We start from the raw sequence: 22740 nt of genomic DNA on the forward strand, positions 1-22740 counted from the left end.
TAAATGCAAGTAAATCCATGTCAATTAACCTTAGTGAAGGCACAAAGATCCAAACCATAGGGAACGTCTTAAAAGTGGGAAATGGGTTATAATGCCGGGCTGGCATTGGTTTTTTAAAATAAGTAGTTCTCTGCTTCAGGAAATTCGTGTGAAAGATTCCCAACAACAACTGCTCCTGTGGGGCAAACCATGACCCGTCCTGCACGGTCTTATAAAGGGCTGACACGTATTGCCTCGCTGGTGTCGCTGTGTGTCGCATTAATCCTGGTTTGCGTCAAAGTTTGGGCATGGGCCGCCACCGGCTCGATTGCGCTGCTGACTTCTGCGGCTGACGGTCTGGTGGATGTGCTGGCCTCAATGGTGACGCTGATTGGTGTGCGTTATGCCGGACGTCCGGCCGATAAAGGCCATCGTTACGGACACGGCAAAGCCGAAGCTGTGGCGGCGTTTGTGCAGGCGCTGTTACTGGGTGGCGCGGGGCTGGTGCTCGGCGGGGAATCCATCGGGCGGATCATTAATCCCGAACCGCTGGCGCAACTCGGTCTGGGCATCTGGGTGATTATCGGCAGTTCCCTGGCCGCGACCGGCCTGGTGCTGATGCAAACCTATGTGGTGAAACGCACCGGTTCAACGGCCATCGCTGCTGACCGTGCGCACTACATCACAGATGTGGCTGTGAATATCGCTGTATTACTGGCGCTGATTTTCGAACGTTACTTTGGCTGGACGCGTTCCGACTCCATCGGCGCGCTGTTGATTTCCTTCTACATGCTCTGGAACGCGCGTGGCATGGCGGCCGATGCCTTAACTCAGTTGCTGGACAGGGAGCTGAGTGCTGACGATCGTAAACGCGTTAAAGCGGCAGTATTAAGTGTGGAAGGTGTGCGTGGCGTGCATGACATCCGCACCCGCAACGGCGGTGACCGTGTGTTTGTCGAGTTCCACCTTGAGGTGGATGGCAATCTGACGGTGGATATCGGACACGATATTGGTGATGCTGCTGAAATGGCGGTCAGTAAATTATTCAAGTCAGCGGATGTGACAGCGCATCTGGAGCCGGACGGGATTGATGACGACAGACTGGATAATATCCTGAGCTGATTGCTTCAAATTCAAGGTTGTGGGCGTCGGCCCACACCGACCAGAGACCCGGTAACGCGCGGGCCTTTGGACTCCGCGCTTTTTAACTGCGCGCTGCCGCTGGAGGCTATGTTTCAGATAGGTGTGTGATAGCCGCAAAATCCCGCCGCTGCGCGGTGCCCTTCGTTCGGGTTACAACCCGCGCAAACAGATGCGCGGTTTTCCACCTTTCCCTCCGGCGGTATTTTGGAACCGGGTGATACCTGAAACATAGCCAGCGAGTGGAAGCGCTTGTTGAAAAAGCGAAGGGAGATCCAAGAGGGAAAAAGCACTTTTCCCTCTTGGGCGGTTTCGGCGCAGCGCGTTAAGTGAGCATCGCACGTAAGAAACCGAAAGTTTCTCGATCAGGCGTTCAGTGCAACTGAGAAACCAAAACTTACCCAATCCGGTTTCGAAGGGTTCCAAAGGGACATCTCCCTTTGAAAAACTATCACTTAATCGCCATGGCATCCCGCATCGTATAGAACAAATCCGTCTGGTCGGTCAGACCGACCACATTCGCTGCATGCGGCCCGAACGCGGCGATACGCAGTTGTGTCCCGGTGTGCCCCTGTGAATCCTCTTCTGAGTTGCCGTAACTGATAGTCATCGGCGCACCGTCTTTGGTGGTCAGTGTTTGCGTCAGGCCGGGCGCTTTGGCATCGGTTTCGATAATCTGGCTGGAATGGGCATGATCGGCGGTGACGATAACCAGCGTGTTGCCGTCCTGTCGGGCGAACGCCAGCGCTTTTTGCACCGCTTCATCCAGATCCACTGTTTCCCCGAACTGGCCGCATGGATTAGCGGCGTGATCTTGTTTATCAATCGATGCGCCTTCAACCTGCAGGAAGAAACCGTTCTGATTCGTTTTCAGCAAGTCGATGGCTTTTTCAGTCATAACGGCCAGCGTCGGGATGTCTGCGGTGCGCTGCGGATTGGCTTCACAGGTAACAGCCGGTTTATCAATGTTGCCGTGATAAGTGGCCTTCGGACCCTGCCAGCGTACCGGCATGTTGCCCTCGGAGAACAGGCCAAGAACCGGTTTCTTCTGGTCTGCCTGCGTGACAGCACTGAGCTGCTCCGCGTTTTCCACCCACACGTAACCCTGTGCCAGTGCCTGATCTTTCAGGGATTTACCCTGGAACTCACCGGCTTTAGCCAACTGGCTGAAAGATTTTCTGCCGCCGCCCAGCGTGACGTCTGCGCGGGTTTGCAATAACTGTTCGGTGATCGAACCACGCCCGCCGTTTTCCAGCCCGTTGCTGGCACATTTTTCCGCCGTTTCTTCCGGACCGTAGCACTTACGTGAGGTTACGTGGGCGATTTGCGCAGCAGGGGTTGCATCCTGCAATTCGGCAGTGGAGACGTTGCCGGTGGCCTTGCCTGCGGCTTTGGCGATCTCAAGAATAGTCTGGTGATCTTTACCGTTAACATCTACACCAATCGCGCCGTTATAGCTTTTAACACCTGTCGCCCAGGCGGTGGCGGATGCTGCAGAATCGGTCACGTAACTCGGTTTCTGCGTTTTCTTATCCAGAGAATAATGGGTGTACTGACCGGTCAGCGGCAGGGCATCGATACCTTTAAAATAGCCGCCGGCGCCTTCTGCATAGTTGCGGGCGGAGGTGATTTCAGAATCCCCCATACCGTCGCCAATCAGTAAAATCACGTTTTTCACCGTTTTGTCTGAAAGTGACGCTTTCAGCGCGGTGGTCTGGTCACCGCTCAGGCGACGCGCGCCACCCGGTTCTGTCAGCACACCTTTTGCTGCGCGGTCAGTCAGCGAGTCAGTTTCAGTGGCGAGGACAGTGGCAGAGGTGGAAAGCAGCAGGGCGGCAGTCACGGCGCGGGCCACAAGAGATACGGATTGTTGCATTGTCAAAACTCCTTTTCATAAATCATCGGAAATAAAAATACACATATAGATATTTTTTGTTACCGGAAGGTTAAGTCAGAGTTGTGACATTTTAATGACAGTGATGGAGAGGATGTTGCTTTACGCCTCCCCTTCGCAGGGGAGGGAGTTATCCGTAGTTTCCTTTTGCGTTTGCAAAAAAAAAGCCCCGATGAACGGAGCTTTTTCACTAAAACGGCAGGGACGCAATTAATTAACCTGAACCGGCATCCCTGAACGCATCTCAATAGCGCGCTGAACCACAGTCTGGTTGACCGCAGGATCCATCGATACGCTGCTTGCGTTACCGGTCAGAGTGATTGGCAGCGGCTGCTGGGAATCAAACTCTTCCTGGTTAGAGGACAGCGGGTTATGGATCTCAATATAACGTTTACCGTCCGGCTCAACGGTGGCTTTCACCGGCTCGTTGATAAACTGAACGCGGGTGCCTTGCGGAACGTTGTCGAACAGCCATTTGATGTCGGCATCACGCAAGCGTACACAACCGTGGCTCACGCGCAGACCGATACCGAAGTTGGCGTTGGTGCCGTGAACTGCATACAGACGGCCAACATACAGTGCGTACAACCCCATCGGGTTGTCCGGGCCAGCAGGGAAGACGGCGGGCAGGAATTCACCACGGGAAGCATATTCTTCATGCATTTTCGCCGTCGGGGTCCAGGTCGGGCCAGCTTTTTTACGCTGAACCGTAGTCACCCAGTTCATCGGGGTGTCTTTGCCCAGTTCACCGATACCGATTGGCAGCACGACCACAGTATTGGTGCCTTTCGGGTAGTAATACAGACGCATTTCAGCACTGTTGATCACGATGCCTTCATGCGGGGTATCAGGCAGGATCAATTGCTGAGGGATAGTCAGCACGGTGCCCGGGGTTGGCAGATAAGGATCAACGCCAGGGTTAGCTTCGAGCATATTGCTCAAACCCATCTGGTATTGCGCTGCAAAATGTTCCAGCGGCAGGCTGCTGCCCTGCGGAACGGTAACTGTGATGTTTTCACCGACCAGACGGCCATTATTGGCCGGAAGAGGGTAGACCACAGCAAAAGACGCCTGGCTATATGCAGCAACTGCCAAAACCAGGGTAAGGATTGCGCGAATGCTCATTTTCATATTTTCGTTGGTCGTTAATGCCACACTGGCAGTTGTCAGGATGTTAATTCCCCCCGATCCGATCGTAACCGGCCGGAGGAATAGTGTACTTGCACATAGCACTTGAAAGGGACACGGTATGTGTAACGAATCGCATTTCAGGGCCGCTAATTATAAGGATTTATTTCAAACAGGCCAAAGCTTTCTCATCTTGTTCGAAAAGTTCCCTGCCACAACCGCATTTTTTGCGGCAGCCTGCACATTTTCTTCACATTCCTGACTTTATTTACGGCAAAACGGCACCATGACCAGCGCGGCAACAAACATCCACGCCATGACCTGAAAGATGTCGTTGAACGCCAGTGTCAGGGATTGCGCCGCGACTTTCGCGCCAAATATCCCTTTTGCCATCAGCAATGCCTGAGCGGTGTCCGGCGTCAGGTGGACAATTTTTTGCGCCAGCGAATCTATCATCTCCTGCGCATGATCCCCATAGTGTCCCAGCGATTCGCCGAAACGTGCAGCGTGCACGCGGGTCCAGTCCTGCAGCCAGGTATTCACCGTGGCAATACCAATCGCGCCGCCGAGATTACGCATCAGATTAAACAGCCCTGAGGCGTAGCGCAGTTCCGGCCCCTGAAACGCGGTCAGGGCCATGTTCACACTCGGCACGATGCACAACATAATGAACAGGCCGCGCACCACCTGCGGCCAGAAGAACTGTTCTGCTCCCCAGTAGGTTGTGACCGTCGTCGTCAGCCATAAACTCAGTGCGAAACCGGATAAACCCACCGTAATCAGGACCCGCCGGTCGACACGGCTGATTAATCGGGCGGCGATAATCGTACTGAAGAATTGCCCGACGCCGACCACAAACACCGTTGTGCCAATTTCCAGGCTGTTGAAATCTCGGATGCGGCCGAGGAAAACCGGCGTCAGATATGTTGAGGCATACAGACCAAAACCGACCACCAGATTGAACAGACAGGCAAAGGTGAATGTGGGGTCACGGAAGGGGCTCAGGCGTACGATCGGGTTTTTTGAATAAAAGGATCGCTCGAGAAACAGTACAAAGGCCACCAGCGAGAACCACGCCGAAATCTGGATTTGCGGTTCGCTGAACCAGTTTTTTCGCGGGCCTTCTTCCAGCACATACTCCAGACAACCGAGAGCTATCGCCATCGATAACAAATGTACCCAGTCGATACGTTTAAGCATCGGGAAATCGGCTTTATCCACATGAATAAATAACACGGCGCCGGTGGCAACCAGAGCGCCTGGCAGGATATTGATGAAGAAAATCCATCGCCAGTCGAGTAATTGCGTCACCACGCCACCCACCGTCGGTCCCAGTGTGGGGGCCAGCACGCTGACCATGCCGAGGATCGCCGGGATCAGCGCCTGCTGTTTACCCTGAAACATCGCGAATCCGGTCGCGAATACTGTCGGCACCATCGCGCCGCCGGTAAAACCCTGCAATGCGCGAAAGAAGATCATCGACTCAATATTCCACGACAATCCGCAACCGATGCTGCTGAGGGTAAATAACGCCGCCGATGCGCTGAACAGCCAGCGGGTAGAAAGTGCCTGCGCCAGGAATGCGGAGAAGGGGATCATCACCAGTTCGGCGATCAGATACGAGGTTTGCACCCAACTGATTTCATCTGGTCCGGCGGAAAGCCCGGCCTGCACATCGTTTAACGAAGCGGCGACGATCTGGATGTCGATCAGCGCCAGAAACATACCAAACGCCATAATGCTGAAAATCAGAAATTTGCGTGATGTCGGGTATTCCGCAGGCGAGAGCGTCGCGGCTGGCGGCAGGTTGGCAGACATAGTGTGAAATCCCGGAGCTTGTTTGTATGATGGGTATCATATTAATATGATGTTCATCATGCAATGAGTGGAATTAAAAATGAGCGAAGCAACGACAGGAGAAGGGATGCCGGTCCCGGTAGAGAAGGTCAATAAACGATCTAAGCGGATCTTCGTGGTCAGCGGTATTGCGCTGGTGGTAGCCCTTGGCGGTGCGGCATGGTTACTGGCTGCACCCGCGTCAGAATCGACGGATGATGCGTATCTGACAGCGGATGCGACCCTCGTTGCGCCAAAAGTAAAAGGCTTTGTGTCGCAGGTGCTGGTGAATCATAACCAGCGGGTGCATGCCGGCGATAAACTGGTACTGATCGATAGCGAAGAGTTTACGGCGCGTCTGGCCGCTGCGCAGGGGGAACTTGAAGATGCCCGCGCGCAGGTGGCACAACAGGAAGCCGCATTGCTGAGCCAGCAGGCGCAGGAGCAGCTGGCGCTCACTCAAATCGAGGCCGCGCGCACGGCGATCCGTTCCTCGCGTGCAGAACAGCAACATGCAGAGGCTGAGCAGCAGCGTTATCAGTCGCTGGCGGTTAGCGGGGCCACGTCACGTAACGATGCAGACCGGTATAAAACGGTGGCGGTGACGGCAGAGCAAACCTCTGCGCACGCCGCAGCTATGCTGGATGTCGCCCAAAATCAGGCAGCGGTAACACATGCACAGCGGGCAGAAATTCAGGCGGCACTGGCGCTGGCGAAGGCTGCTGTGGTGAAAGCGCAGGCATCAAAAGCGCTGGCGCAGCAGGATCTCAATCACACCACTATTTTTGCCGCTGTTGATGGCGTGGCGGGCAACCGGCAGGTACAGATAGGCGATTACGTCACACCCGGTCAGCGTTTGATGACACTGGTACCGGAGCAGGGCATTTATGTAACGGCCAACTTCAAAGAAACGCAGACCGGCAGAATGCAGCCGGGACAACGCGCGGATGTGCATGTGGATGCGTTGCCGGGCGTGACATTTCACGGTGAAGTCGACAGCCTCGCGCCGGGTTCTGGCTCAACGTTCGCATTGCTGCCGTTTGAGCCGGGCACGGGTAATTTCACCAAAATTGTTCAGCGGGTGCCGGTGCGCATCCGTCTGGACACCGGTCAGCCTGATTTAGCGGCGCTGCGCCCCGGATTATCGGTGGATGCACGCGTTTCGCTAACTGATCCTGTCAGGTAAACTATGACGGCAATTTTCTGATTATCAGGGTGTTACTATGCGCTACGAAAGTGAACATAAACCTAAAATCCGTGAGCGGATCGTGAAGGAAGCGGCGAAAGCCATCCGCGCCAAAGGGCCATTGCAGGTCAGCGTGGCAGGTGTGATGAGCAAAGCCGGCCTGACGCACGGTGGGTTTTATGCGCACTTTGCCTCAAAAGAGGCGTTGATTGAGGCGGCCATCGGGCAGATGTTTAATCAGGTTATGGCCCGCTGGGATAAAGAAAATCAGGGACTGACGGCGCAGAAACAACTGGCAGGGTATATCGATTTTTATTTGTCGCCGTGGCACCGCGATAACCGTGCGCAGGGTTGTCCGGTATCGGCGCTGGCCTCTGAAACCCCCCGTATGTCGGCACCCTGTCAGGCAGAGTTTGCGCGTGGTATCGGACGTATCCGTGAAATGATTATCCGTCAGATAACAGAGATGGGTGTCGATGATCCGCAAACGCTGGCGATTTCGGTGAGTGCGGAACTGATGGGCAGTTTGTCACTGGCACGCTGTGAGCCGGACCGGCAGGTATCGGATGCCTTGCTGGAAAGTGCGAAGAAAGCGCTGAAGGCGCGGTTAAATTTGCCGGGATAATAAACTCTCAGAATCGCTCCCTCCCCTGCGAAGGGGAGGGTTGTGGTGGGGTATTACTTCGCAGGGGGAGGAGCTGAAAAATCTATCAGAAATCGTAACCTACTGTAGCCACCACCGTCCGTTCCTGACCCCAGTAGCAGTAGCTGGTGCCGTAACAGGCTGCGACATATTTTTTGTCGAACAGGTTGTTAGCGTTCAGCTGCACATAGGCGCCTTTGAGTTGCGGATTGAACTGCACCAGATTCATACGCAGTGACGCGTCAACCAGCGTGGCGGAAGGCATGTGGCGGGTGTTTTCGTTATCCGCCCATTGGGTGCCGATGTAACGAACACCTGCACCCATATCCACACCAATCGGCGTGTTGTACTGACCCCAGATGGAAGCCATTTGCTTTGGCGTCACATACGGTGTGTTACCGTTGTTCTCAGCCGCATCACGGATACGCACTTTGTTGTAGGTGTAACCGGCCATCACGTTGAAGCGTTCGGTAACCTGTTTCTTAGCTTCCAGCTCCAGCCCCTGTGAGCGGATTTTACCCGCCGGCTCGTAGTAGCTGCCGACCACCACGCGGTTACCCACGTCTTTCTGAGTCAGATCATACAGCGCCGCGGTGTACATATCAGAAGTACCGACAGGCTGGTATTTGATCCCGGCTTCGTATTGCTCACTCTGCATCGGTTTCAGCAGCGTGCCGTCAGCGCCCGGCAAGGCAGATGGCGTCATCGCCTGGCTGTAGCTGACGTACGGAGAAATCCCGTTGTCGAAGGCGTACAGCAGGGAAGCGCGGCTGTTAAAGTGGCTGTCTTTACGTTCGCTGTTGCTCTGCGTGCCGTAAATGCTTTCGTAGCTGCGGCTGGAGGTTTTCAGCGTGTCGTAACGGCCTGACAGGGTCAGATACCATTTGTTCCAGTTCATCTCATCTTGCAGATAGGTACCCATCTGCTCATAACGGTTTTTACCGCGTTTAAGGCTGTAATAATCCAGTGCATCACCGCCCACGCCGGTGTACGGATTGAGATTTTCAGCGTAAGCAGCGTCAGATTTCACATCATTGATAAAGTGGGAATAGTCAAAGCCCAGCACCACTTTATGCGCCAGTTCGCCGGTGGCGAAATCCGCTTCAAGCTGGTTATCGATCGCGAAGGTATCCAGGGATGATTTTTCACCGGAATAATAACGGCTCATCTCGGTACGATCCGCATTCCAGCCGGCCTGATACACCTGATCCAGTTCGGTATTGGAATGGGTGTAGTTGGCGTTCTGGCGGAATGACCATACATCGTTAAATGCATGCTGGAATTCGTAGCTGTAGATTTGTTCCCAGCGTTTGAACTGATTGCGCGTGCTTTCACCATCAAAGAAACCGCGGCTCAGTTTCTGTCCATAGAGGCTGCCGTCAGCCGGAACGGCGGCATGGTAGCCACCGGACGGATCTTTTTGCAGATACGCGCGAAGTAACAGCGAGGTGTTTTCATCCGGCGTCCACAACAGTTGTGGCGAAATCGCGTAACGCTCTTCACGCTGATGATCATACTGCGTATCGCTGCTGCGGGTCATACCGGTCAGACGGAACGCCAGCTGATCATTGATGGCGTTGGTGTAGTCGAACGCGCCGCCTTTAGTATTTTGCGTGCCACCGGAAAGCTGGAAATGACCCTCTTCAGCAAACTGCGGGCGCTTGGTCGATTCCACCACCACGCCGCCAGGAATGCTCTGACCGTAGAGGGCAGAAGAGGGGCCTTTCACCACATCAATGCGTTCCAGGAACCATGGGTCGACCTGGATGGAGTTGTAGGTCGAGCCATCGCTGAGGATACGCAGGCCATCGAGGAAGGTGTTGTTGACGTCACCGCCATGGAAACCGCGCAGGGAGATGGTGTCATAACGCGTTGCGCCGCCGGCAAAGTTGGTGAATACGCCCGGTGTATAGTTCAGCGCAGCGTTGACGGTGGTGGCATTCTGATCCGTCATTTGCTGACGGGTCACGACAGAAACTGCCTGGCCCGTGGTAATCAGCGGCTGATCCGTTTTGGTCGCGCTTTTACTGGTTTTCGCGCTGTAACCCTGGGTCGGCGCATCGGCGGTATCCGCAGGCGCAGCTTTGACAATGACGGTGTCTTCAGCTGCCATTGAGGCAACCGGCATTGCCAGCGCGCACATGAGCACCGAGCGTTTGAGGGGGAAAGCCAACAACATATTCATAATCCCTATAAATAACTCAATAAATTATTGAGTGATTAATTGATGCATGTGTAATAAACCCAAAAGCCAACATTTGTTCCGCCTAAAAACGGCTATACGTGACAGACGGTAACGTAACCAAACCTGGCAAATGTTAAACTTAATGATAATTGTTATCATTATTATTTTGTAAATTCAAGGGAACTTTCTTCAAAAAGTGTGAGGTGACGCATTTTTAACCTGATGAAAACGAGGGTTTTTTGAGAGGGGCACTAAAAATTCGGGCAAAAATGGCCGCGAGTGATTACGGTTAATAGGGCATTTTTAAATATTTTCATTACCTAAAATTCACTGCCGGGAGGCGAAAATGAGTCAGGGGAGTCAGGAGGAGTACAACGGGAAATGGGCTGCGGTCGATGATTATCTGGTACGTCATCTCGTGGAAAGCGATCCGGTTCTGGAACAGGTGCTGAAAAATAACCATCAGGCCGGTTTACCCGCGCACGATGTGGCACCCAATCAGGGGAAATTACTGGCGCTCCTGGCACAAATTACCGGCGCGCAAAAAGTTTTGGAAATCGGCACGCTCGGCGCGTACAGCACACTCTGGCTGGCGCGGGCATTACCGGCGCTCGGAAAAGTCGTGACACTGGAAGCCGATCCGCATCACGCCCGTGTCGCAAAAACCAATATTGAACTGGCCGGTTTGCAGGACAAAATTACCTTACACGTCGGTCCTGCCGCCCAAACGCTGCCAGGGCTTCAGGCAGAAGCCCCGTTTGATCTGATTTTCATTGATGCAGACAAACCGGGTAATCCGTTGTATCTCGAGTGGGCGCTGAAACTGTCGAAACCGGGTACTTTGATTATTGGCGATAACGTGGTGCGGGAGGGTGCGGTGGTGGATCCGCACAGCGACGACGCCCGGGTACAGGGCGTGCGTCGCTTCATTGAGATGATCGAACAGGAGCCGCGTTTATCTGCGACCGCGCTGCAAACCGTCGGCAGCAAGGGCTGGGACGGTTTTGTGCTGGCACGGGTCACCGGTTAACCGGGCTTAACGCGCCAGCCCGAAGCCAATGTCAAACAGCGGGTTTTCGCTGTCATGCGGCATATCGGATTGTTGTCTGAGCACCGCTTCCTCAGACGATGGCAGTTCAAACGGTAGCTTTCCGGTATAAGCTTCAGGGCTGGTCAGGCGGGTAAACAGTACGGTATCGCTGACACCAAAATTACCGATAACCGCTTTCGCTTTGTCTGTCACATTGGTCAGGATCGCCGGACGGTCGAGATAAACAGTCACGATTGTCGGCACCGCTTTGCTGGCTTTCACGATGGCCTGATAATCCGCATTGTCGCCGGTAAAGGCCAGTGAACCTTCATGATGGCGTTTGCCGAAGAACCAGGCTTTATGCGGTTGTTCATACGGCGCATGGGCGCGGATCAGCGCAATATCGGCTTTCTCCGGCGTATCCACCACGGTAAAACCGGCTGCTTTTGCGGCCTGCGGTCCGATGCCATACAGCCAGATTTTTTTGCCTTTTTTCAGCGGCAGCACGTCGCCGGTGTTTTGCAGCAGTACCAGCGAATGTCCCTGAGCCGCATCGGCTTCTTTTTGCCAGTCAGCCCGCCCGACGGTCCGGGTGGCGTACTCCACATCCACATACGGATTTTCAAACAGACCGGTCCTGAATTTTTGTTCAAGAATACGCACGACAGATTCGTCCAGACGCTGTTCAGTCAGCTGCTTTTCATTCACCGCATTGACCAGCAACTGCGAGTCGGTCACGCCGCCAAACTGATCAACACCCGCCTGCACGGCCTTCACGAAACGCTGCTGCGGCGTCAGGTTTTCAACGCCCCATGACATGCCGCCCGGCACCGGTTCTTTGCCTTGCGGCGAACCGTTCAGGCAATCATTTTCACAATTGCTGGTGATCAGCCAGTCGCTGAGAATGACGCCTTTGAAACCGTATTGTCCGCGCAGAATATCGGTCAGCAACTGATGGCTGAATCCGGCACCGACCTGTTCGAGCGGTTTACCATCCACGGAGACATTTTTCAGGATCGAATACGTCGGCATTACGCTGGCGACATTGGCTTCAAACGCGCCGGTAAAAGGATAAATGTGTTCTTTGAGATTGTTGCCGGGGAAGACGGCGTTTTTGCCGTAAACATTGTGACTGTCGAAACCGTTTTCAGCAGCACCGTACCCGACCCAATGTTTGACCACAGCGATCACGCTGCCCTGATTGAGCCCGTCGGCACCGTTTTGCATCCCTTCGATATAACCGCGCACCATGTTATGCACCCGCGTCGGATCTTCGCCGAAGGTACCGCTGATACGTGCCCAACGCGGCTCTGTTGCCAGATCAGCCTGCGGTGAAAGTGCCTCACGAATGCCGACGGCCAGATATTCCTGGCGGACAATATCGGCGTAACGACGGGTAAGTTTTTCATCCCCAATCGCTGCCAGTCCTAAAGTTTCCGGCCACCGGGTGAATTTACCGGAAGAGGTACTCGCGCCGACCAGATATTCAAATGAGTTACGCGGATCGCTGCTGATGGTGACCGGAATGCCGAGTCGGGTGTTTTCGGCAATCTGTTGCAGTTTATTGTTTTCCCGGGCCATCACGGCCGGATCATCCGCAGAAAGCCGGGTGATCAGACTGTTCACTTTGGCGCCGGCAATCATCTTTTCCGCCGCATCTGTATCATAATACGTCCCGGCCCCAACCGGACTGCTGGCGGTCGGTGCGGAACCGTGCATCATCACACCGGCTTTTTCTTCCAGCGTCATGCGTTTCACCAGATCCGCTGCGCGTGCCTGCGGCGTCAACCGCCAGTCTTCATAAGGTTCCAGTTTCCCGGAATGATTGAGATCCTTGAACTGCAATCCGTCAACGGTCAGCCGTGTTACGTCACGCTGGCTGAGGTCAGGCTGGATAGGGGTGGCGGAGGCAGTGGCAGAAAGCAAAAGGGCAGCACTGGCAAGGCTCAGAGGTTTACTTTTCATTATCATCCTTAACGTTTTTTATATATAAAAACTCAATGAATTATCAATACGCTATTTATCGGACAGATGCTGAGAGCGGCTTCTCAATTAAAAACCACAATAAACCGACTTTTTTCACTCTTTAGCCTACATTTTTTCGTCAATCTTCCGATAACCCCCTTTGGATCTGTTGGTTCGTCCCGTTTCGTTATGGGGCATACCTGCAGACGGCTACTGAGGCTTAATGGCCATTTAAGGTCTTCTATAAGGGATTGTCATGAAAAAGGTGATTTTTGCTGCGGCTGTTGCCGTACTGTTATCCGGCTGTGCACAGCAAACTTTCAACATGGGTCAGGGTATTGCGACCGCGCCTAAGCAAGTGACCACGCATCACTTCTTCGTCAGCGGCATTGGCCAGAAAAAAACCATTGATGCGGCTAAAGTTTGCGGTGGCGCAGATAAAGTGGTTCGTGTTGAATCACAACAAACTTTCGTCAACGGTCTTCTGGGTGTCGTGACGTTTGGTATCTACACCCCGCGTGAAGCCCGCGTGTTCTGTTCTTGATCGCGCCGGATATCACGTCAAGGCTGCCTTATGGCAGCCTTTTTCGTTGTAAGGACGCTTAACCAAAGGCCAGACCCAGCATCGCACCGGTGCTCAGCACCCACAACGGATGGATTCGCTTACTCAGCGACAGCAGCGTGCACAGTGCGATCACCCCAGCCAGGGGCAGTGTGGTCGCTGACGCTTTGGCGATCAGTAATCCGCTTGATACCACCAGCCCGACGGTTACCGGTACCAGCCCGCGCTGCACAATTTGCCGCCAGGGACGGTCTTTGTAACGTTTCCAGCCGCCCATCACAATAAGCGTAATAATCGAGGACGGGCCAAATTTTGCCAGCGAGGACACCAGCAGGCCTGACCATCCGGCAACCTGCCAGCCAATCAGCGGCACGATCATCATATTCGGGCCGGGAGCGGCCTGCGCCAGAGCGAACAGGGCGCTGAATTCCTGCGCGCTCATCCAGTGATGCACCTGTACCACCGCCCGTTGCATCTCAGGCAGAATGGTATTTCCGCCACCAAATGCCAGCACGGAAAGTTCGGTAAATAACAGGGCAAGAGAAAGCAGAACCGGCATCAGAATTTACTCCTCGCGCAGATGAAAATACTGACCGGGGCCAGCACCAGCATGACGGGCAGCATAGGCATGCGGAACGCAGCAATCGCCATCACACCGACAGCGACCAGCGCCAGTTGCAACCATTTACCCCGTAACGGGGCGAGCATTTTGATGCCGGTCGAGAGCAGTAAACCGGCGGCGGCGGCCGCCATCCCGGCGAACAGATGTTCCACCAGTGGTTGGTTCTGATAACGTGCATACACCAGGCCGAGCAGCACCACACAAATCGTCGGTGCGAGGATCAGCCCGAGCAGCGCCGATAATGCGCCACGTAACCCGCGAAACTCCATCCCCAGGGCGACCGACAGATTAATAATATTACCGCCGGGTAAAAACTGGCACAGTCCGAGCAGTTCGGTGAACTGATCTGCAGTCAGCCAGCGGCGTTTTTCCACCAGCATGTGCCGCGCCATGGGCAATACGCCACCGAAACCGGTCAGGCCAAGGATGAAAAAACCCATAAACAGTTGCCGGCAACCGGGCCGCGGCGCGCTCTGAACCTCTGTATCAGTCATTAATTTATCCTGCGTTTGTGCTGACATTTTCACACACCCCCTTAAAGTCATTCAAAGCCACCTGAGACGTAAAATTCTGTTAAGGATCATGCGCGTGGATGTGCCATGATGTCTAATGCATTTATTAATGGCGAAAGATACTCTGTAGGTATGGATATGATTGAACTGAAACGTCTGAATGCGTTTGTCACCGTGGTGGAAGCGGGCAGCATTACCCGCGCCGCAGAACTGCTGTTTATCCAGCAGCCACCGCTGACGCGCCTGTTACAGGGACTTGAACAGGAATTTGGTATCTCTTTATTAGAGCGCCTGCCGCGCGGTGTGGTTCCGACCGAAGCGGGTGAAGTATTATTACAGGAGGCCCGTGCCGTGCTGGCGCGCGCCGCTCAGCTCAGTGCCGCCATGCGCCGCGCTGCGCAGGGCGAACAGGGACGGATCCGCATCGGTTTTACCAGTTCCGCCGCGCTGCATACCTTCGTCCCCGCACTGCTGCGCCGCTATCGGACAATTTATCCGGCGGTCAGTACTCAGCTTGAGGAAAGTGGCAGCGGCGAGTTGCTGTCCGCCGTGGTGGCGGGGGAGCTGGATGTCGCTTTTGTGCGCATGCGGGTCAAAGATATGCCGGAATTAGAGATGGAAAAAGTGCTGGATGAACCGATGTGGGTGGCCGTGCCGGCGGGGCACAAACTGGCGTCGCAAATGGCCGGTCAGCCGCTCAGACTTGAAGATCTGAGTAACGAACCTTTTGTCTTATACCGGCGGCGGGCCGGGCAGGGGTTGTACGATGCCATACTCGGGGCATATGTCCGCGCCGGTTTCAGTCCGCACATTGTGCAGGAAGCGCCGCGTTTAACTTCCTGTCTGAGTCTGGTCGGTGCCGGACTGGGGATTTCTATTGTGCCGGAATCCATGACCCGGCTGGGCGGAGACGGCGTGGTATTTTTGCCGCTGGACACCGCCACACAACTTAGCGCACCGTTGTATCTTGCGCGGCGGGAAGACAGTCATTCATCCGCTATAATCAATATGTTTTGCGATCTCGTGAAAACGCAACTGAAGGCAGATTAAAGATGTTGCCCGGAAATGTGTTTGCGGGTGGATTCCAGCGTAATGCCGTCAGATTCGATGGCATTCAGCAGCGAATCGAGCAGGCCGGGGAAGCGCGCGTCCAGATCGTCGCGGCGCAGTGAAAGCAAATTGGCGCGGCCGTCCGGGCGCTGCCAGATGACACCGCTGTCACGTAATACACGCCAGTGATGGGTCAGCGTCGATTTCGACAAACCCTGCAATAACGTGCCGCAGGGATGCTCGCCACCTTTGGCCAGCGTGCGCACAACGGCCAGGCGTAACGGATTTCCCAGCGCAGTCAGAACATTTTCGAGGCGGATCTGCTCCCGCTCAGGGTGGTTGGCTATCATATTGTTCCTTTACGTTAACGACGCTCATCGGCGGCCGCGCAATATAGCCTATCCCTCTGCTGCTGTACAACGCGACGGCCACTGACCGATTTCATCGATAGAATAAAATAATTGTACGATTATACACGTACAATTGTAGTATACTCTTCGCATTAAGAATTTTAGTACCCATTACTTTGTGACGGGACGTGAAAACCACTCTCCGCCAACTTAGCCATCAACCAGTAAGGACGTTATATGGCTCGCAAAACGCCAATCGAGCGCTACCGCAATATCGGTATCTCAGCACACATCGACGCAGGTAAAACCACCACCACCGAGCGTATACTTTTCTACACCGGCATGAATCATAAGCTGGGAGAAGTGCATGACGGCGGTGCGACCACAGACTGGATGGCTCAGGAACAGGAGCGCGGCATTACGATTACCTCTGCCGCCGTGACCTGTTTCTGGCGCGGGATGGATCACTCGTTCGATGAGCACCGGATTAACATTATCGATACCCCGGGGCACGTGGATTTCACCATTGAGGTGGAACGTTCCATGCGTGTACTCGACGGTGCGGTGATGGTGTACGACGCCGTGGGCGGCGTGCAGCCACAGTCTGAAACCGTCTGGCGTCAGGCCAATAAATACAAAGTGCCGCGTCTGGCGTTCGTTAACAAAATGGACCGTCAGGGTGCAGATTTCTTTCGTGTCCGTCAGATGATGGTGGACCGTCTGAAAGCCAATCCGGTGCCGGTTGTGATCCCCATCGGTAAAGAAGAACATTTCACCGGTGTCGTGGATTTGCGCAAAATGCGCGCCATTTTATGGGACGACGCGACACAGGGTATGACCTTTACCTATGAAGCCATCCCGGCAGAATTGCAGGCACTGGCGGAAGAGTGGCGCGAGAAAATGGTCTCGGCAGCCGCCGAAGCCAATGACGCACTGATGGATAAATATCTTGAGGAAGGCTCGCTGACCGAGGATGAAATTACCGAAGGATTGCGCCTGCGCACCATCGCCGGGGAAATCCAGCCGATGTTGTGTGGCAGTGCATTCAAGAATAAAGGCGTGCAGCGCATGCTCGATGCCGTGATCGAACTGATGCCTTCTCCGCTGGATATTCCACCGGTTGCCGGCACGGATGAAGACGGTAACGAAGCCTTCCGTCATTCCGATGACGGTGAGAAATTCTCGGCCCTGGCGTTCAAACTGATGACGGACCCGTATGTCGGCCAGCTGACGTTTGTTCGCGTTTATTCCGGCGTGCTGAAAAAAGGCGACAGCGTGTATAACCCGGTACGCGGCAAGAAAGAGCGCATTGGCCGTATCGTGCAGATGCATGCCAATGATCGTATCGAGATTGACGAAATCCGTGCCGGTGATATTGCCGCGTGTGTGGGGCTGAAAGATGTCACCACCGGGGAAACGCTGTGTGACCCGTCGGATATCATCACGCTGGTGCGCATGGAATTCCCGGACCCGGTGATTTCGCAGGCCATCGAGCCAAAGACCAAAGCTGACCAGGAAAAAATGGGCATCGCGCTGTCACGGTTGGCGTCGGAAGATCCGTCGTTTCGCATCCGTACGGATGAGGAATCCGGCCAGACGATCATTTCCGGCATGGGCGAACTGCATCTGGAAATCATCGTTGACCGTATGAAGCGTGAGTTTGGTGTGGAAGCCAACATCGGCAAACCTCAGGTAACGTACCGTGAAACGGTGCGCAAAACGGTCACCGACGTCGAAGGGAAGTTTGTGCGTCAGTCCGGCGGTAAAGGTCAGTATGGTCATGTGGTCTTCACCCTCGAACCGCTGCCTGCGGGAACGGGCTTTGAGTTCGTTGACGCCACCAAGGGAGGTGTGGTGCCGCGCGACTATATCCCCGCTGTCGAAAAAGGGGTCACGGAAGCGCTGAACAACGGCATTCTGGCGGGCTATCCGGTGGTGGATGTGAAGGTGACGCTTACCTTTGGTTCTTACCACGAGGTCGATTCCTCAGAAATGGCGTTCAAAATGGCGGCGATCTTTGGTTTCAAAGAAGCCGCGAAACGTGCCGATCCGGTGATTCTGGAACCGATGATGAAAGTGGAAGTGGAAACACCGGAAGAGTATGCCGGTGGCGTGATGGGAGATTTATCATCGCGTCGCGGTACGGTGCAGGGCATGGAAGAGATCGCGGGCGGTGGCGGTAAAATTATCAAAGCCGAAGTGCCGCTGTCTGAAATGTTCGGCTACTCCACCGTTTTGCGGTCGATGTCGCAAGGCCGTGCAACCTACAGCATGGAGTTCAACCACTATGCCGAGGCACCACGCAATGTGGCGGAAAATATCATTGCATCGCGTGGAAAATAAGCATAACAGGCGTACTCTCCGCCAGAGACAAAACGGTCCGCAAGGGCCGTTTTTTTGGTTTTTGAAAAGGATGCGATAGATTATGGCTTCATTGTGTGACACTCTTATGCGCATGTCATGTGCGCATAAAGAGGGTGTTATGTTATCCATAGCAGGAAATAAGAAGCGAACCAATGTCACATTGAGTGCCGATCTGCTTGAACAGGCCAAAGCATTCGGCATTAACCTGTCAGCCACGTTTGATAAAGCATTAGGAGAAGCGGTGAAAGAGAAACAAAGGGCACTGTTTTTAGAAGAAAATCAGCAAGCAATGGATTCATGCAATGCCTTTACTGAAAAGGCAGGACTCTTCTCTCAGGGACGCGGAGTATTGTAATGGCGCAATTTGATGTGTATGAAAACAGGGGGGATGGCAAAAACCTTTATCCCTATTTTATGGATATTCAGAATCCATTATTTGAAAGACTGAACGAACGGGTAGTGATCCCGCTGACTTCACTCAGTAATCTGAGGCCCGTCAGGCATCTTCACCCTCTGGTGCGTATACAAAATCAACAATATGTGCTGATGACAAATCTGCTCACCAGCGTCAGTACAACGCAGTTGCGACATGAGCCCGAGTTTAATGCCGATATTCATCGTGCGGATGTTGTGGCTGCTCTGGATTTACTGGTGACAGGAATTTAAGGCGCAGACATTTGCGCCTTATTTATACACGCCGAATTAGCTGACCAGTTTACTGACGATGTTCGCGACGTGTTTGCCCTGATGTACGGCAATACGCAGTTCTTCTGCGCTCGGCTGTCGTGAACCATCGCCACCGGCAAGCGTGGTTGCACCGTAAGGGGTACCGCCGCGAACCTGTGAAATATCAAACAGTTCCGGCGTAGTGTAACCAATCGGGACGATAATCATGCCGTGGTGGGCGAGGGTGGTCCAGGTCGAGGTGATGGTCGTTTCCTGTCCGCCGCCGGTGCCGGTTGAACTGAATACGCTGGCGACTTTGCCTGCCAGTGCGCCTTTAGCCCATAGCCCGCCGGTTTGATCGAGGAAGGTACGCATTTGTCCTGACATATTACCAAAACGGGTCGGTGTCCCGAAAATGATGGCATCGTAATCAGCGAGCTCAGCGGGCGATGCCACTTCCGCAATCTGGTCAGTTTTACCGCCAGCGGCTTTAAAAGCCTCTTCAGGCATGGTTTCGGGTACGCGTTTTATCGTGACTTCAACCCCGGGTACGCTGCGTGCACCTTCTGCAACACTTTGTGCCATCGTTTCAATATGACCATACATGGAATGATAGAGAACCAGTACTTTTGCCATTTTTAACTCCTCATGAGGTGATGTTTTTTCCGTATCGGATGCGGGCTTCTGTCCGGTAATACGGGCGAAAAATCCGCTTAAAAATCCCACGTTTTCTCCTCCACCAGTCGGTGATTGTAATGAGCGGGAAAGTCCATCGTCCGCGCATCATCGGGGAGTTACAAACGCAAATTTTTGAACAGTCTCTTCAATTAATTAGAGCAATGGGTCGGATAAACCCATTGCCTGATTAATAAGAAACAAGTGGAAGGAACGTTTCACTCATCTACATACTAGAACAGATGTGCGCATTTCGCGGGAGGGGAGATGAAGCCCTGTCAGGGGGCGCTTTCCCAACTGACCAATATGGAGACTTCATCCGGTTTGGCAATAAACTTACTGAGCGTGGCAGTGTGACCGTCTTTCATTATCACCGAGACGGCAACGCCCGTCACACCCTCGGTCAGAGGGGTTTCCTCGACGCGCTGTAACATTTTCAGGCAGACATATTGCTGCTCCGGCGGCAGGTGTTTGAATTTATCGCTATGGCGTTTTTTCATTTGTGACTGGCCTTGAAAGAGATGAAGAGGCTGAAACGGTCAGCCTCTTTTTAATCGTGCGATTACCAGCCAACGCTCATGCCTGCGCCATAACCCACGTTATTCTGTGAGTCGTCGGAGACTGACATTTTTACGATGGTGGCTCTGCCCGCGTGGAAGGAAGCACCGACTGACAGCGCATTCTCTGAATCATAACCGCCCACACCAGCACCCACCGCGAACTGCTGAGATTCCTGCACCTGCGGAATATTGGCCTGAGCCATGGCAGAGGCTGAACCGGCCGCCGCTTCTTTTTTGTTGTCATCAACCCGCGTTTTCAGATCAGAGAATCTTTTATTGGTGTAGTCATTTGCCTGAGCCAGTGTACGGGCATCGCCCGCAGCCCGGCTGTGGGATTCCGCTAAGACTTCGGCGTGAGCTCCTGCGGCTAATTGCTGGATTTGCTGATCGTAGTATATATGTTCGATCTGCTGTTCATGGGCAACTTTAGCCTGAGCGGCGGCGATCTGTTTTTTCGTTTCTGCCTGCGTTTTCTGTGTTGAGTCCTGAGCTGTCTGGGCGAGAGCAACCACATCCACATGTTGCATCGAAGTCCGCTGACGATTCGCTTCTGCCATTTCATCACCCTGGATAGCTTCGCTGTTGGCATTAACTTTAGACATGTCGGCATCTTTTCCGTCAGTACCTGCTAAGCCGGTGTCGCCCTTAGCGCCATCTTTGCCATCTTTGCCATCGATTCCATCTTTACCATCAAGGCCATCATGAGGGGCATTCGCCGCCGCATAACGCAAAGCAACCTGTTCAGCTTGTTTTTTTTGCATCTGTGTCTGAACGTCTACCGGTATACCTGTGGGATCATTTTTTATGGGGGTGAGTAATACCGGCGTTCCTGTTGGATCATTTTTGACAGGTGGTTGCGCAACCGAAATCGTGTGTTCCGCCGGAGTCAGGTTGGTCATGGGAAGAGTGGCTGTCTGTGTCATCGGCGTTTCCATTCTTGCCAGGGGATCAAAACCAGGCATCTGAACATTGCTTGAACCATTCCAGTAGGTGTTGTTTTTGAGATAGTCGGAAACCTGAATAAGGTCGTTTTTCCGCAAGATCTCATTCTGCTTATCTGAAGGAATTTCCGGATTATTGGCAAAGTAGGCTTTGGCAGCCTCCAGGTCATCCCCCGAAAGTTGTGCATGAACAGCCGGAATAACACTTGTTGAGAGCACCACACCAAGGCATATGCGCTGAACGGCTATGCGTAGTGCCCGGAAGTCCGCCGGAGCCTGAAGCCTGTGTTTCTTACCGGCTTTACCAGCGGCGATGATCTGAATGTTGCGTTCTGTAAACTGAGTGTTCATTTGTTTTTTCCGATCTTGAAATAAGTATCTACTAGCGACAAATAAGAGGTGTTATCAGGATGATATTTTTGTCTCTTCAACAAAATCATACATACAATGAATGTGACTTGCTTCACACATCAACCGGTCATTTGACTTATGTCAAGAAACGTAAAGTTATTGCGCTACATGAGTTTGTTTCATCCAGAGCCATCTTTGGTGGCTAACAGACACGAGTTTTTGTTTCTGTAACTATCAAAAGGAGCGTTTTTAGTCGCCAGTAGCGACCAGATGAAATATCTATAAGATTCTTGTACAATATGCGCGGGTTTAAGAAATTGGGGATAAGTGAATGGCAGATAACGCAAAAGAATTCCTGGACTATGTCCGGAGGCTGGATATTGATCAGCCCGCGTTGTGTATTCTGCTGGGACTGCCACGCAGCACGTTAAATAAGTGGATCAATGGTACGGTGACACAGATCCCTCAGGTGGCGGTAACCGCAGTGAGAATGTTGTGGTTTATACGTAACAGTGATGAGGCCCTGTTTGAAAAGTGGGCGATGGTGCAGGACTTTGGTGTGACTGCCGATTATGCCGTCAATGACAAAGCCCAGGAGTTTTTACATACCATTAAGCGCGAACCGAGTGCGCCCATCAAAAAGTTGCTGACCCAATAATTGCGCTGACAGGACGTGGTGTGCGAGATAAAGAACGCGAAAAAAGGCGATTACCCAGAGAGGTTAATCGCCTTTTTTACGATCAGGGCTGGGTGGAAACGTCAGACCACAACGTCGAAAATCATCTTCACCGGTTCGATATTAGTGAAGTTCGCCACGTCGGCGACGAAATCTGCAGCATTGCCTTGCATGCCTTTTTCGAAGTCTTCCATTGAGTTGCAATAAATATGGCAGGCGGCGATGAAGGGCGCCTCCGCCGGTGCATCTGCGGGTATTTTATCGATGGCGTAAGAATGGCAAAACTCCCCCATCCGGCGTTTGATCAAGGGTAAATGTACATCCCGATAATAATCATGATCAAAGGTTCCGTTTTCAATATTTGGATACAGCACACTGTATTTAATCATTTTATGTCTCGTCTTATTCCCGGATAAAAATCAATT

The 22740-nt window shown here is 53.3% G+C and carries 22 protein-coding genes; 10 read left to right on the forward strand and 12 right to left on the reverse strand.

The window, feature by feature from the left end:
* The first annotated feature begins 189 nt into the window (after window positions 1-189).
* Window positions 190-1101: a cation diffusion facilitator family transporter gene (locus ETV65_RS00555; RefSeq protein WP_129951073.1), complete on the forward strand. Its 912-nt coding sequence runs from the start codon at window positions 190-192 to the stop codon at window positions 1099-1101.
* A 469-nt stretch (window positions 1102-1570) separates the two neighbouring features.
* Here the strand turns inward: ETV65_RS00555 and phoA are convergent, their stop codons facing one another.
* The 3 genes from phoA to ETV65_RS00570 all read right to left on the reverse strand — a co-directional run bounded on the left by phoA (window position 1571) and on the right by ETV65_RS00570 (window position 5959).
* Complete coding sequence (gene phoA, locus ETV65_RS00560) at window positions 1571-2995, reverse strand: alkaline phosphatase (RefSeq protein WP_129951074.1); 1425 nt, start codon at window positions 2993-2995, stop codon at window positions 1571-1573.
* Window positions 2996-3223: 228 nt separating this feature from the next.
* A complete protein-coding gene (locus tag ETV65_RS00565) occupies window positions 3224-4144 on the reverse strand; it encodes a L,D-transpeptidase family protein (protein ID WP_129951075.1) in 921 nt (306 codons plus the stop codon).
* 261 nt (window positions 4145-4405) lie between these two features.
* Entirely contained in the window at window positions 4406-5959 is a 1554-nt protein-coding gene (locus ETV65_RS00570) for a DHA2 family efflux MFS transporter permease subunit (protein WP_129951076.1), read from the reverse strand.
* Window positions 5960-6038: 79 nt separating this feature from the next.
* Here ETV65_RS00570 and ETV65_RS00575 point away from each other — a divergent pair, with 79 nt between their 5' ends.
* Together ETV65_RS00575 and ETV65_RS00580 are read left to right on the forward strand one after the other, a co-directional pair.
* Window positions 6039-7163, forward strand: a complete 1125-nt coding sequence (locus tag ETV65_RS00575; RefSeq protein WP_129951077.1) for an HlyD family secretion protein — start codon at window positions 6039-6041, stop codon at window positions 7161-7163.
* Between the two features lie 37 nt (window positions 7164-7200).
* A complete protein-coding gene (locus tag ETV65_RS00580; protein WP_129951078.1) occupies window positions 7201-7788 on the forward strand; it encodes a TetR/AcrR family transcriptional regulator in 588 nt (195 codons plus the stop codon).
* Window positions 7789-7873: 85 nt separating this feature from the next.
* Here the strand turns inward: ETV65_RS00580 and ETV65_RS00585 are convergent, their stop codons facing one another.
* On the reverse strand, window positions 7874-9985 hold the full coding sequence (locus ETV65_RS00585) for a TonB-dependent siderophore receptor (protein WP_129951079.1): 2112 nt from the start codon (window positions 9983-9985) through the stop codon (window positions 7874-7876).
* Window positions 9986-10337: 352 nt separating this feature from the next.
* Between ETV65_RS00585 and ETV65_RS00590 the strand changes: the two genes are divergently transcribed.
* The gene (locus tag ETV65_RS00590) at window positions 10338-11021 is read left to right on the forward strand and encodes an O-methyltransferase (protein WP_129951080.1); all 684 of its coding nucleotides are present in this window, start codon (window positions 10338-10340) and stop codon (window positions 11019-11021) included.
* Between the two features lie 6 nt (window positions 11022-11027).
* Here the strand turns inward: ETV65_RS00590 and ETV65_RS00595 are convergent, their stop codons facing one another.
* Window positions 11028-12986, reverse strand: coding sequence for a glycoside hydrolase family 3 N-terminal domain-containing protein (locus tag ETV65_RS00595; protein WP_129951081.1), 1959 nt, complete (start codon window positions 12984-12986; stop codon window positions 11028-11030).
* Window positions 12987-13242: 256 nt separating this feature from the next.
* Here ETV65_RS00595 and ETV65_RS00600 point away from each other — a divergent pair, with 256 nt between their 5' ends.
* Complete coding sequence (locus ETV65_RS00600) at window positions 13243-13530, forward strand: Bor family protein (protein ID WP_129951082.1); 288 nt, start codon at window positions 13243-13245, stop codon at window positions 13528-13530.
* Between the two features lie 58 nt (window positions 13531-13588).
* Here the strand turns inward: ETV65_RS00600 and ETV65_RS00605 are convergent, their stop codons facing one another.
* Both ETV65_RS00605 and ETV65_RS00610 read right to left on the reverse strand, forming a co-directional pair.
* Window positions 13589-14110: a chromate transporter gene (locus ETV65_RS00605; protein WP_205951553.1), complete on the reverse strand. Its 522-nt coding sequence runs from the start codon at window positions 14108-14110 to the stop codon at window positions 13589-13591.
* Window positions 14107-14664 carry a chromate transporter gene (locus ETV65_RS00610; protein WP_240782797.1) on the reverse strand — a complete coding sequence of 186 codons (558 nt, stop codon included), beginning with the start codon at window positions 14662-14664 and terminating at the stop codon, window positions 14107-14109. The genes ETV65_RS00605 and ETV65_RS00610 overlap by 4 nt, the downstream gene beginning before the upstream one ends.
* Before the next feature lie 150 nt (window positions 14665-14814).
* Here ETV65_RS00610 and ETV65_RS00615 point away from each other — a divergent pair, with 150 nt between their 5' ends.
* Window positions 14815-15732: a LysR family transcriptional regulator gene (locus tag ETV65_RS00615; protein ID WP_205951554.1), complete on the forward strand. Its 918-nt coding sequence runs from the start codon at window positions 14815-14817 to the stop codon at window positions 15730-15732.
* Here the strand turns inward: ETV65_RS00615 and ETV65_RS00620 are convergent.
* Window positions 15729-16082, reverse strand: coding sequence for a helix-turn-helix transcriptional regulator (locus ETV65_RS00620; RefSeq protein ID WP_129951085.1), 354 nt, complete (start codon window positions 16080-16082; stop codon window positions 15729-15731). The two genes, ETV65_RS00615 and ETV65_RS00620, sit on opposite strands and share 4 nt — an antisense overlap.
* 237 nt (window positions 16083-16319) lie before the next feature.
* On the opposite strand from ETV65_RS00620, the gene fusA reads away from it, so the two are divergent.
* The 3 genes from fusA to ETV65_RS00635 all read left to right on the forward strand — a co-directional run bounded on the left by fusA (window position 16320) and on the right by ETV65_RS00635 (window position 19112).
* Window positions 16320-18425 carry an elongation factor G gene (fusA, locus tag ETV65_RS00625; RefSeq protein WP_129951086.1) on the forward strand — a complete coding sequence of 702 codons (2106 nt, stop codon included), beginning with the start codon at window positions 16320-16322 and terminating at the stop codon, window positions 18423-18425.
* Window positions 18426-18564: 139 nt separating this feature from the next.
* Complete coding sequence (locus ETV65_RS00630) at window positions 18565-18801, forward strand: type II toxin-antitoxin system CcdA family antitoxin (protein WP_129951087.1); 237 nt, start codon at window positions 18565-18567, stop codon at window positions 18799-18801.
* Window positions 18801-19112 carry a CcdB family protein gene (locus ETV65_RS00635; protein ID WP_129951088.1) on the forward strand — a complete coding sequence of 104 codons (312 nt, stop codon included), beginning with the start codon at window positions 18801-18803 and terminating at the stop codon, window positions 19110-19112. Before ETV65_RS00630 ends, ETV65_RS00635 begins: the two co-directional genes overlap by 1 nt.
* Window positions 19113-19148: 36 nt before the next feature.
* Here ETV65_RS00635 and wrbA read toward each other — a convergent pair whose 3' ends face one another.
* The 3 genes from wrbA to ETV65_RS25055 form a co-directional block, all read right to left on the reverse strand.
* Window positions 19149-19748 (reverse strand): NAD(P)H:quinone oxidoreductase, encoded by a 600-nt coding sequence (wrbA, locus tag ETV65_RS00640; RefSeq protein WP_129951089.1) that lies wholly within the window; start codon window positions 19746-19748, stop codon window positions 19149-19151.
* A 317-nt stretch (window positions 19749-20065) separates the two neighbouring features.
* A complete protein-coding gene (locus ETV65_RS00645) occupies window positions 20066-20287 on the reverse strand; it encodes a hypothetical protein (protein ID WP_129951090.1) in 222 nt (73 codons plus the stop codon).
* Window positions 20288-20349: 62 nt separating this feature from the next.
* Entirely contained in the window at window positions 20350-21639 is a 1290-nt protein-coding gene (locus ETV65_RS25055; RefSeq protein WP_240782798.1) for a YadA C-terminal domain-containing protein, read from the reverse strand.
* Between the two features lie 331 nt (window positions 21640-21970).
* Between ETV65_RS25055 and ETV65_RS00655 the strand changes: the two genes are divergently transcribed.
* Entirely contained in the window at window positions 21971-22297 is a 327-nt protein-coding gene (locus ETV65_RS00655; protein ID WP_129951091.1) for a hypothetical protein, read from the forward strand.
* Window positions 22298-22398: 101 nt separating this feature from the next.
* On the opposite strand, the gene ETV65_RS00660 is transcribed toward ETV65_RS00655, so the two are convergent.
* Window positions 22399-22704 (reverse strand): EthD family reductase, encoded by a 306-nt coding sequence (locus ETV65_RS00660; RefSeq protein WP_129951092.1) that lies wholly within the window; start codon window positions 22702-22704, stop codon window positions 22399-22401.
* Window positions 22705-22740 lie beyond the last annotated feature (36 nt).

This window comes from Rahnella sp. RFA10(1/100), from assembly GCF_004195115.1.
GTDB classification, from domain to species: Bacteria; Pseudomonadota; Gammaproteobacteria; order Enterobacterales; family Enterobacteriaceae; genus Rahnella; species Rahnella perminowiae.

Coding starts and splice junctions, on each gene's coding strand:
- ETV65_RS00555 (WP_129951073.1), top strand. CDS start 190: ATGACCCGTCCTGCACGGTCTTATAAAGGGCTGACACGTATTGCCTCG.
- phoA (WP_129951074.1), bottom strand. CDS start 2,995: ATGCAACAATCCGTATCTCTTGTGGCCCGCGCCGTGACTGCCGCCCTG.
- ETV65_RS00565 (WP_129951075.1), bottom strand. CDS start 4,144: ATGAAAATGAGCATTCGCGCAATCCTTACCCTGGTTTTGGCAGTTGCT.
- ETV65_RS00570 (WP_129951076.1), bottom strand. CDS start 5,959: ATGTCTGCCAACCTGCCGCCAGCCGCGACGCTCTCGCCTGCGGAATAC.
- ETV65_RS00575 (WP_129951077.1), top strand. CDS start 6,039: ATGAGCGAAGCAACGACAGGAGAAGGGATGCCGGTCCCGGTAGAGAAG.
- ETV65_RS00580 (WP_129951078.1), top strand. CDS start 7,201: ATGCGCTACGAAAGTGAACATAAACCTAAAATCCGTGAGCGGATCGTG.
- ETV65_RS00585 (WP_129951079.1), bottom strand. CDS start 9,985: ATGTTGTTGGCTTTCCCCCTCAAACGCTCGGTGCTCATGTGCGCGCTG.
- ETV65_RS00590 (WP_129951080.1), top strand. CDS start 10,338: ATGAGTCAGGGGAGTCAGGAGGAGTACAACGGGAAATGGGCTGCGGTC.
- ETV65_RS00595 (WP_129951081.1), bottom strand. CDS start 12,986: ATGAAAAGTAAACCTCTGAGCCTTGCCAGTGCTGCCCTTTTGCTTTCT.
- ETV65_RS00600 (WP_129951082.1), top strand. CDS start 13,243: ATGAAAAAGGTGATTTTTGCTGCGGCTGTTGCCGTACTGTTATCCGGC.
- ETV65_RS00610 (WP_240782797.1), bottom strand. CDS start 14,664: ATGACTGATACAGAGGTTCAGAGCGCGCCGCGGCCCGGTTGCCGGCAA.
- ETV65_RS00615 (WP_205951554.1), top strand. CDS start 14,815: ATGGATATGATTGAACTGAAACGTCTGAATGCGTTTGTCACCGTGGTG.
- ETV65_RS00620 (WP_129951085.1), bottom strand. CDS start 16,082: ATGATAGCCAACCACCCTGAGCGGGAGCAGATCCGCCTCGAAAATGTT.
- fusA (WP_129951086.1), top strand. CDS start 16,320: ATGGCTCGCAAAACGCCAATCGAGCGCTACCGCAATATCGGTATCTCA.
- ETV65_RS00630 (WP_129951087.1), top strand. CDS start 18,565: ATGTTATCCATAGCAGGAAATAAGAAGCGAACCAATGTCACATTGAGT.
- ETV65_RS00635 (WP_129951088.1), top strand. CDS start 18,801: ATGGCGCAATTTGATGTGTATGAAAACAGGGGGGATGGCAAAAACCTT.
- wrbA (WP_129951089.1), bottom strand. CDS start 19,748: ATGGCAAAAGTACTGGTTCTCTATCATTCCATGTATGGTCATATTGAA.
- ETV65_RS00645 (WP_129951090.1), bottom strand. CDS start 20,287: ATGAAAAAACGCCATAGCGATAAATTCAAACACCTGCCGCCGGAGCAG.
- ETV65_RS25055 (WP_240782798.1), bottom strand. CDS start 21,639: ATGAACACTCAGTTTACAGAACGCAACATTCAGATCATCGCCGCTGGT.
- ETV65_RS00655 (WP_129951091.1), top strand. CDS start 21,971: ATGGCAGATAACGCAAAAGAATTCCTGGACTATGTCCGGAGGCTGGAT.
- ETV65_RS00660 (WP_129951092.1), bottom strand. CDS start 22,704: ATGATTAAATACAGTGTGCTGTATCCAAATATTGAAAACGGAACCTTT.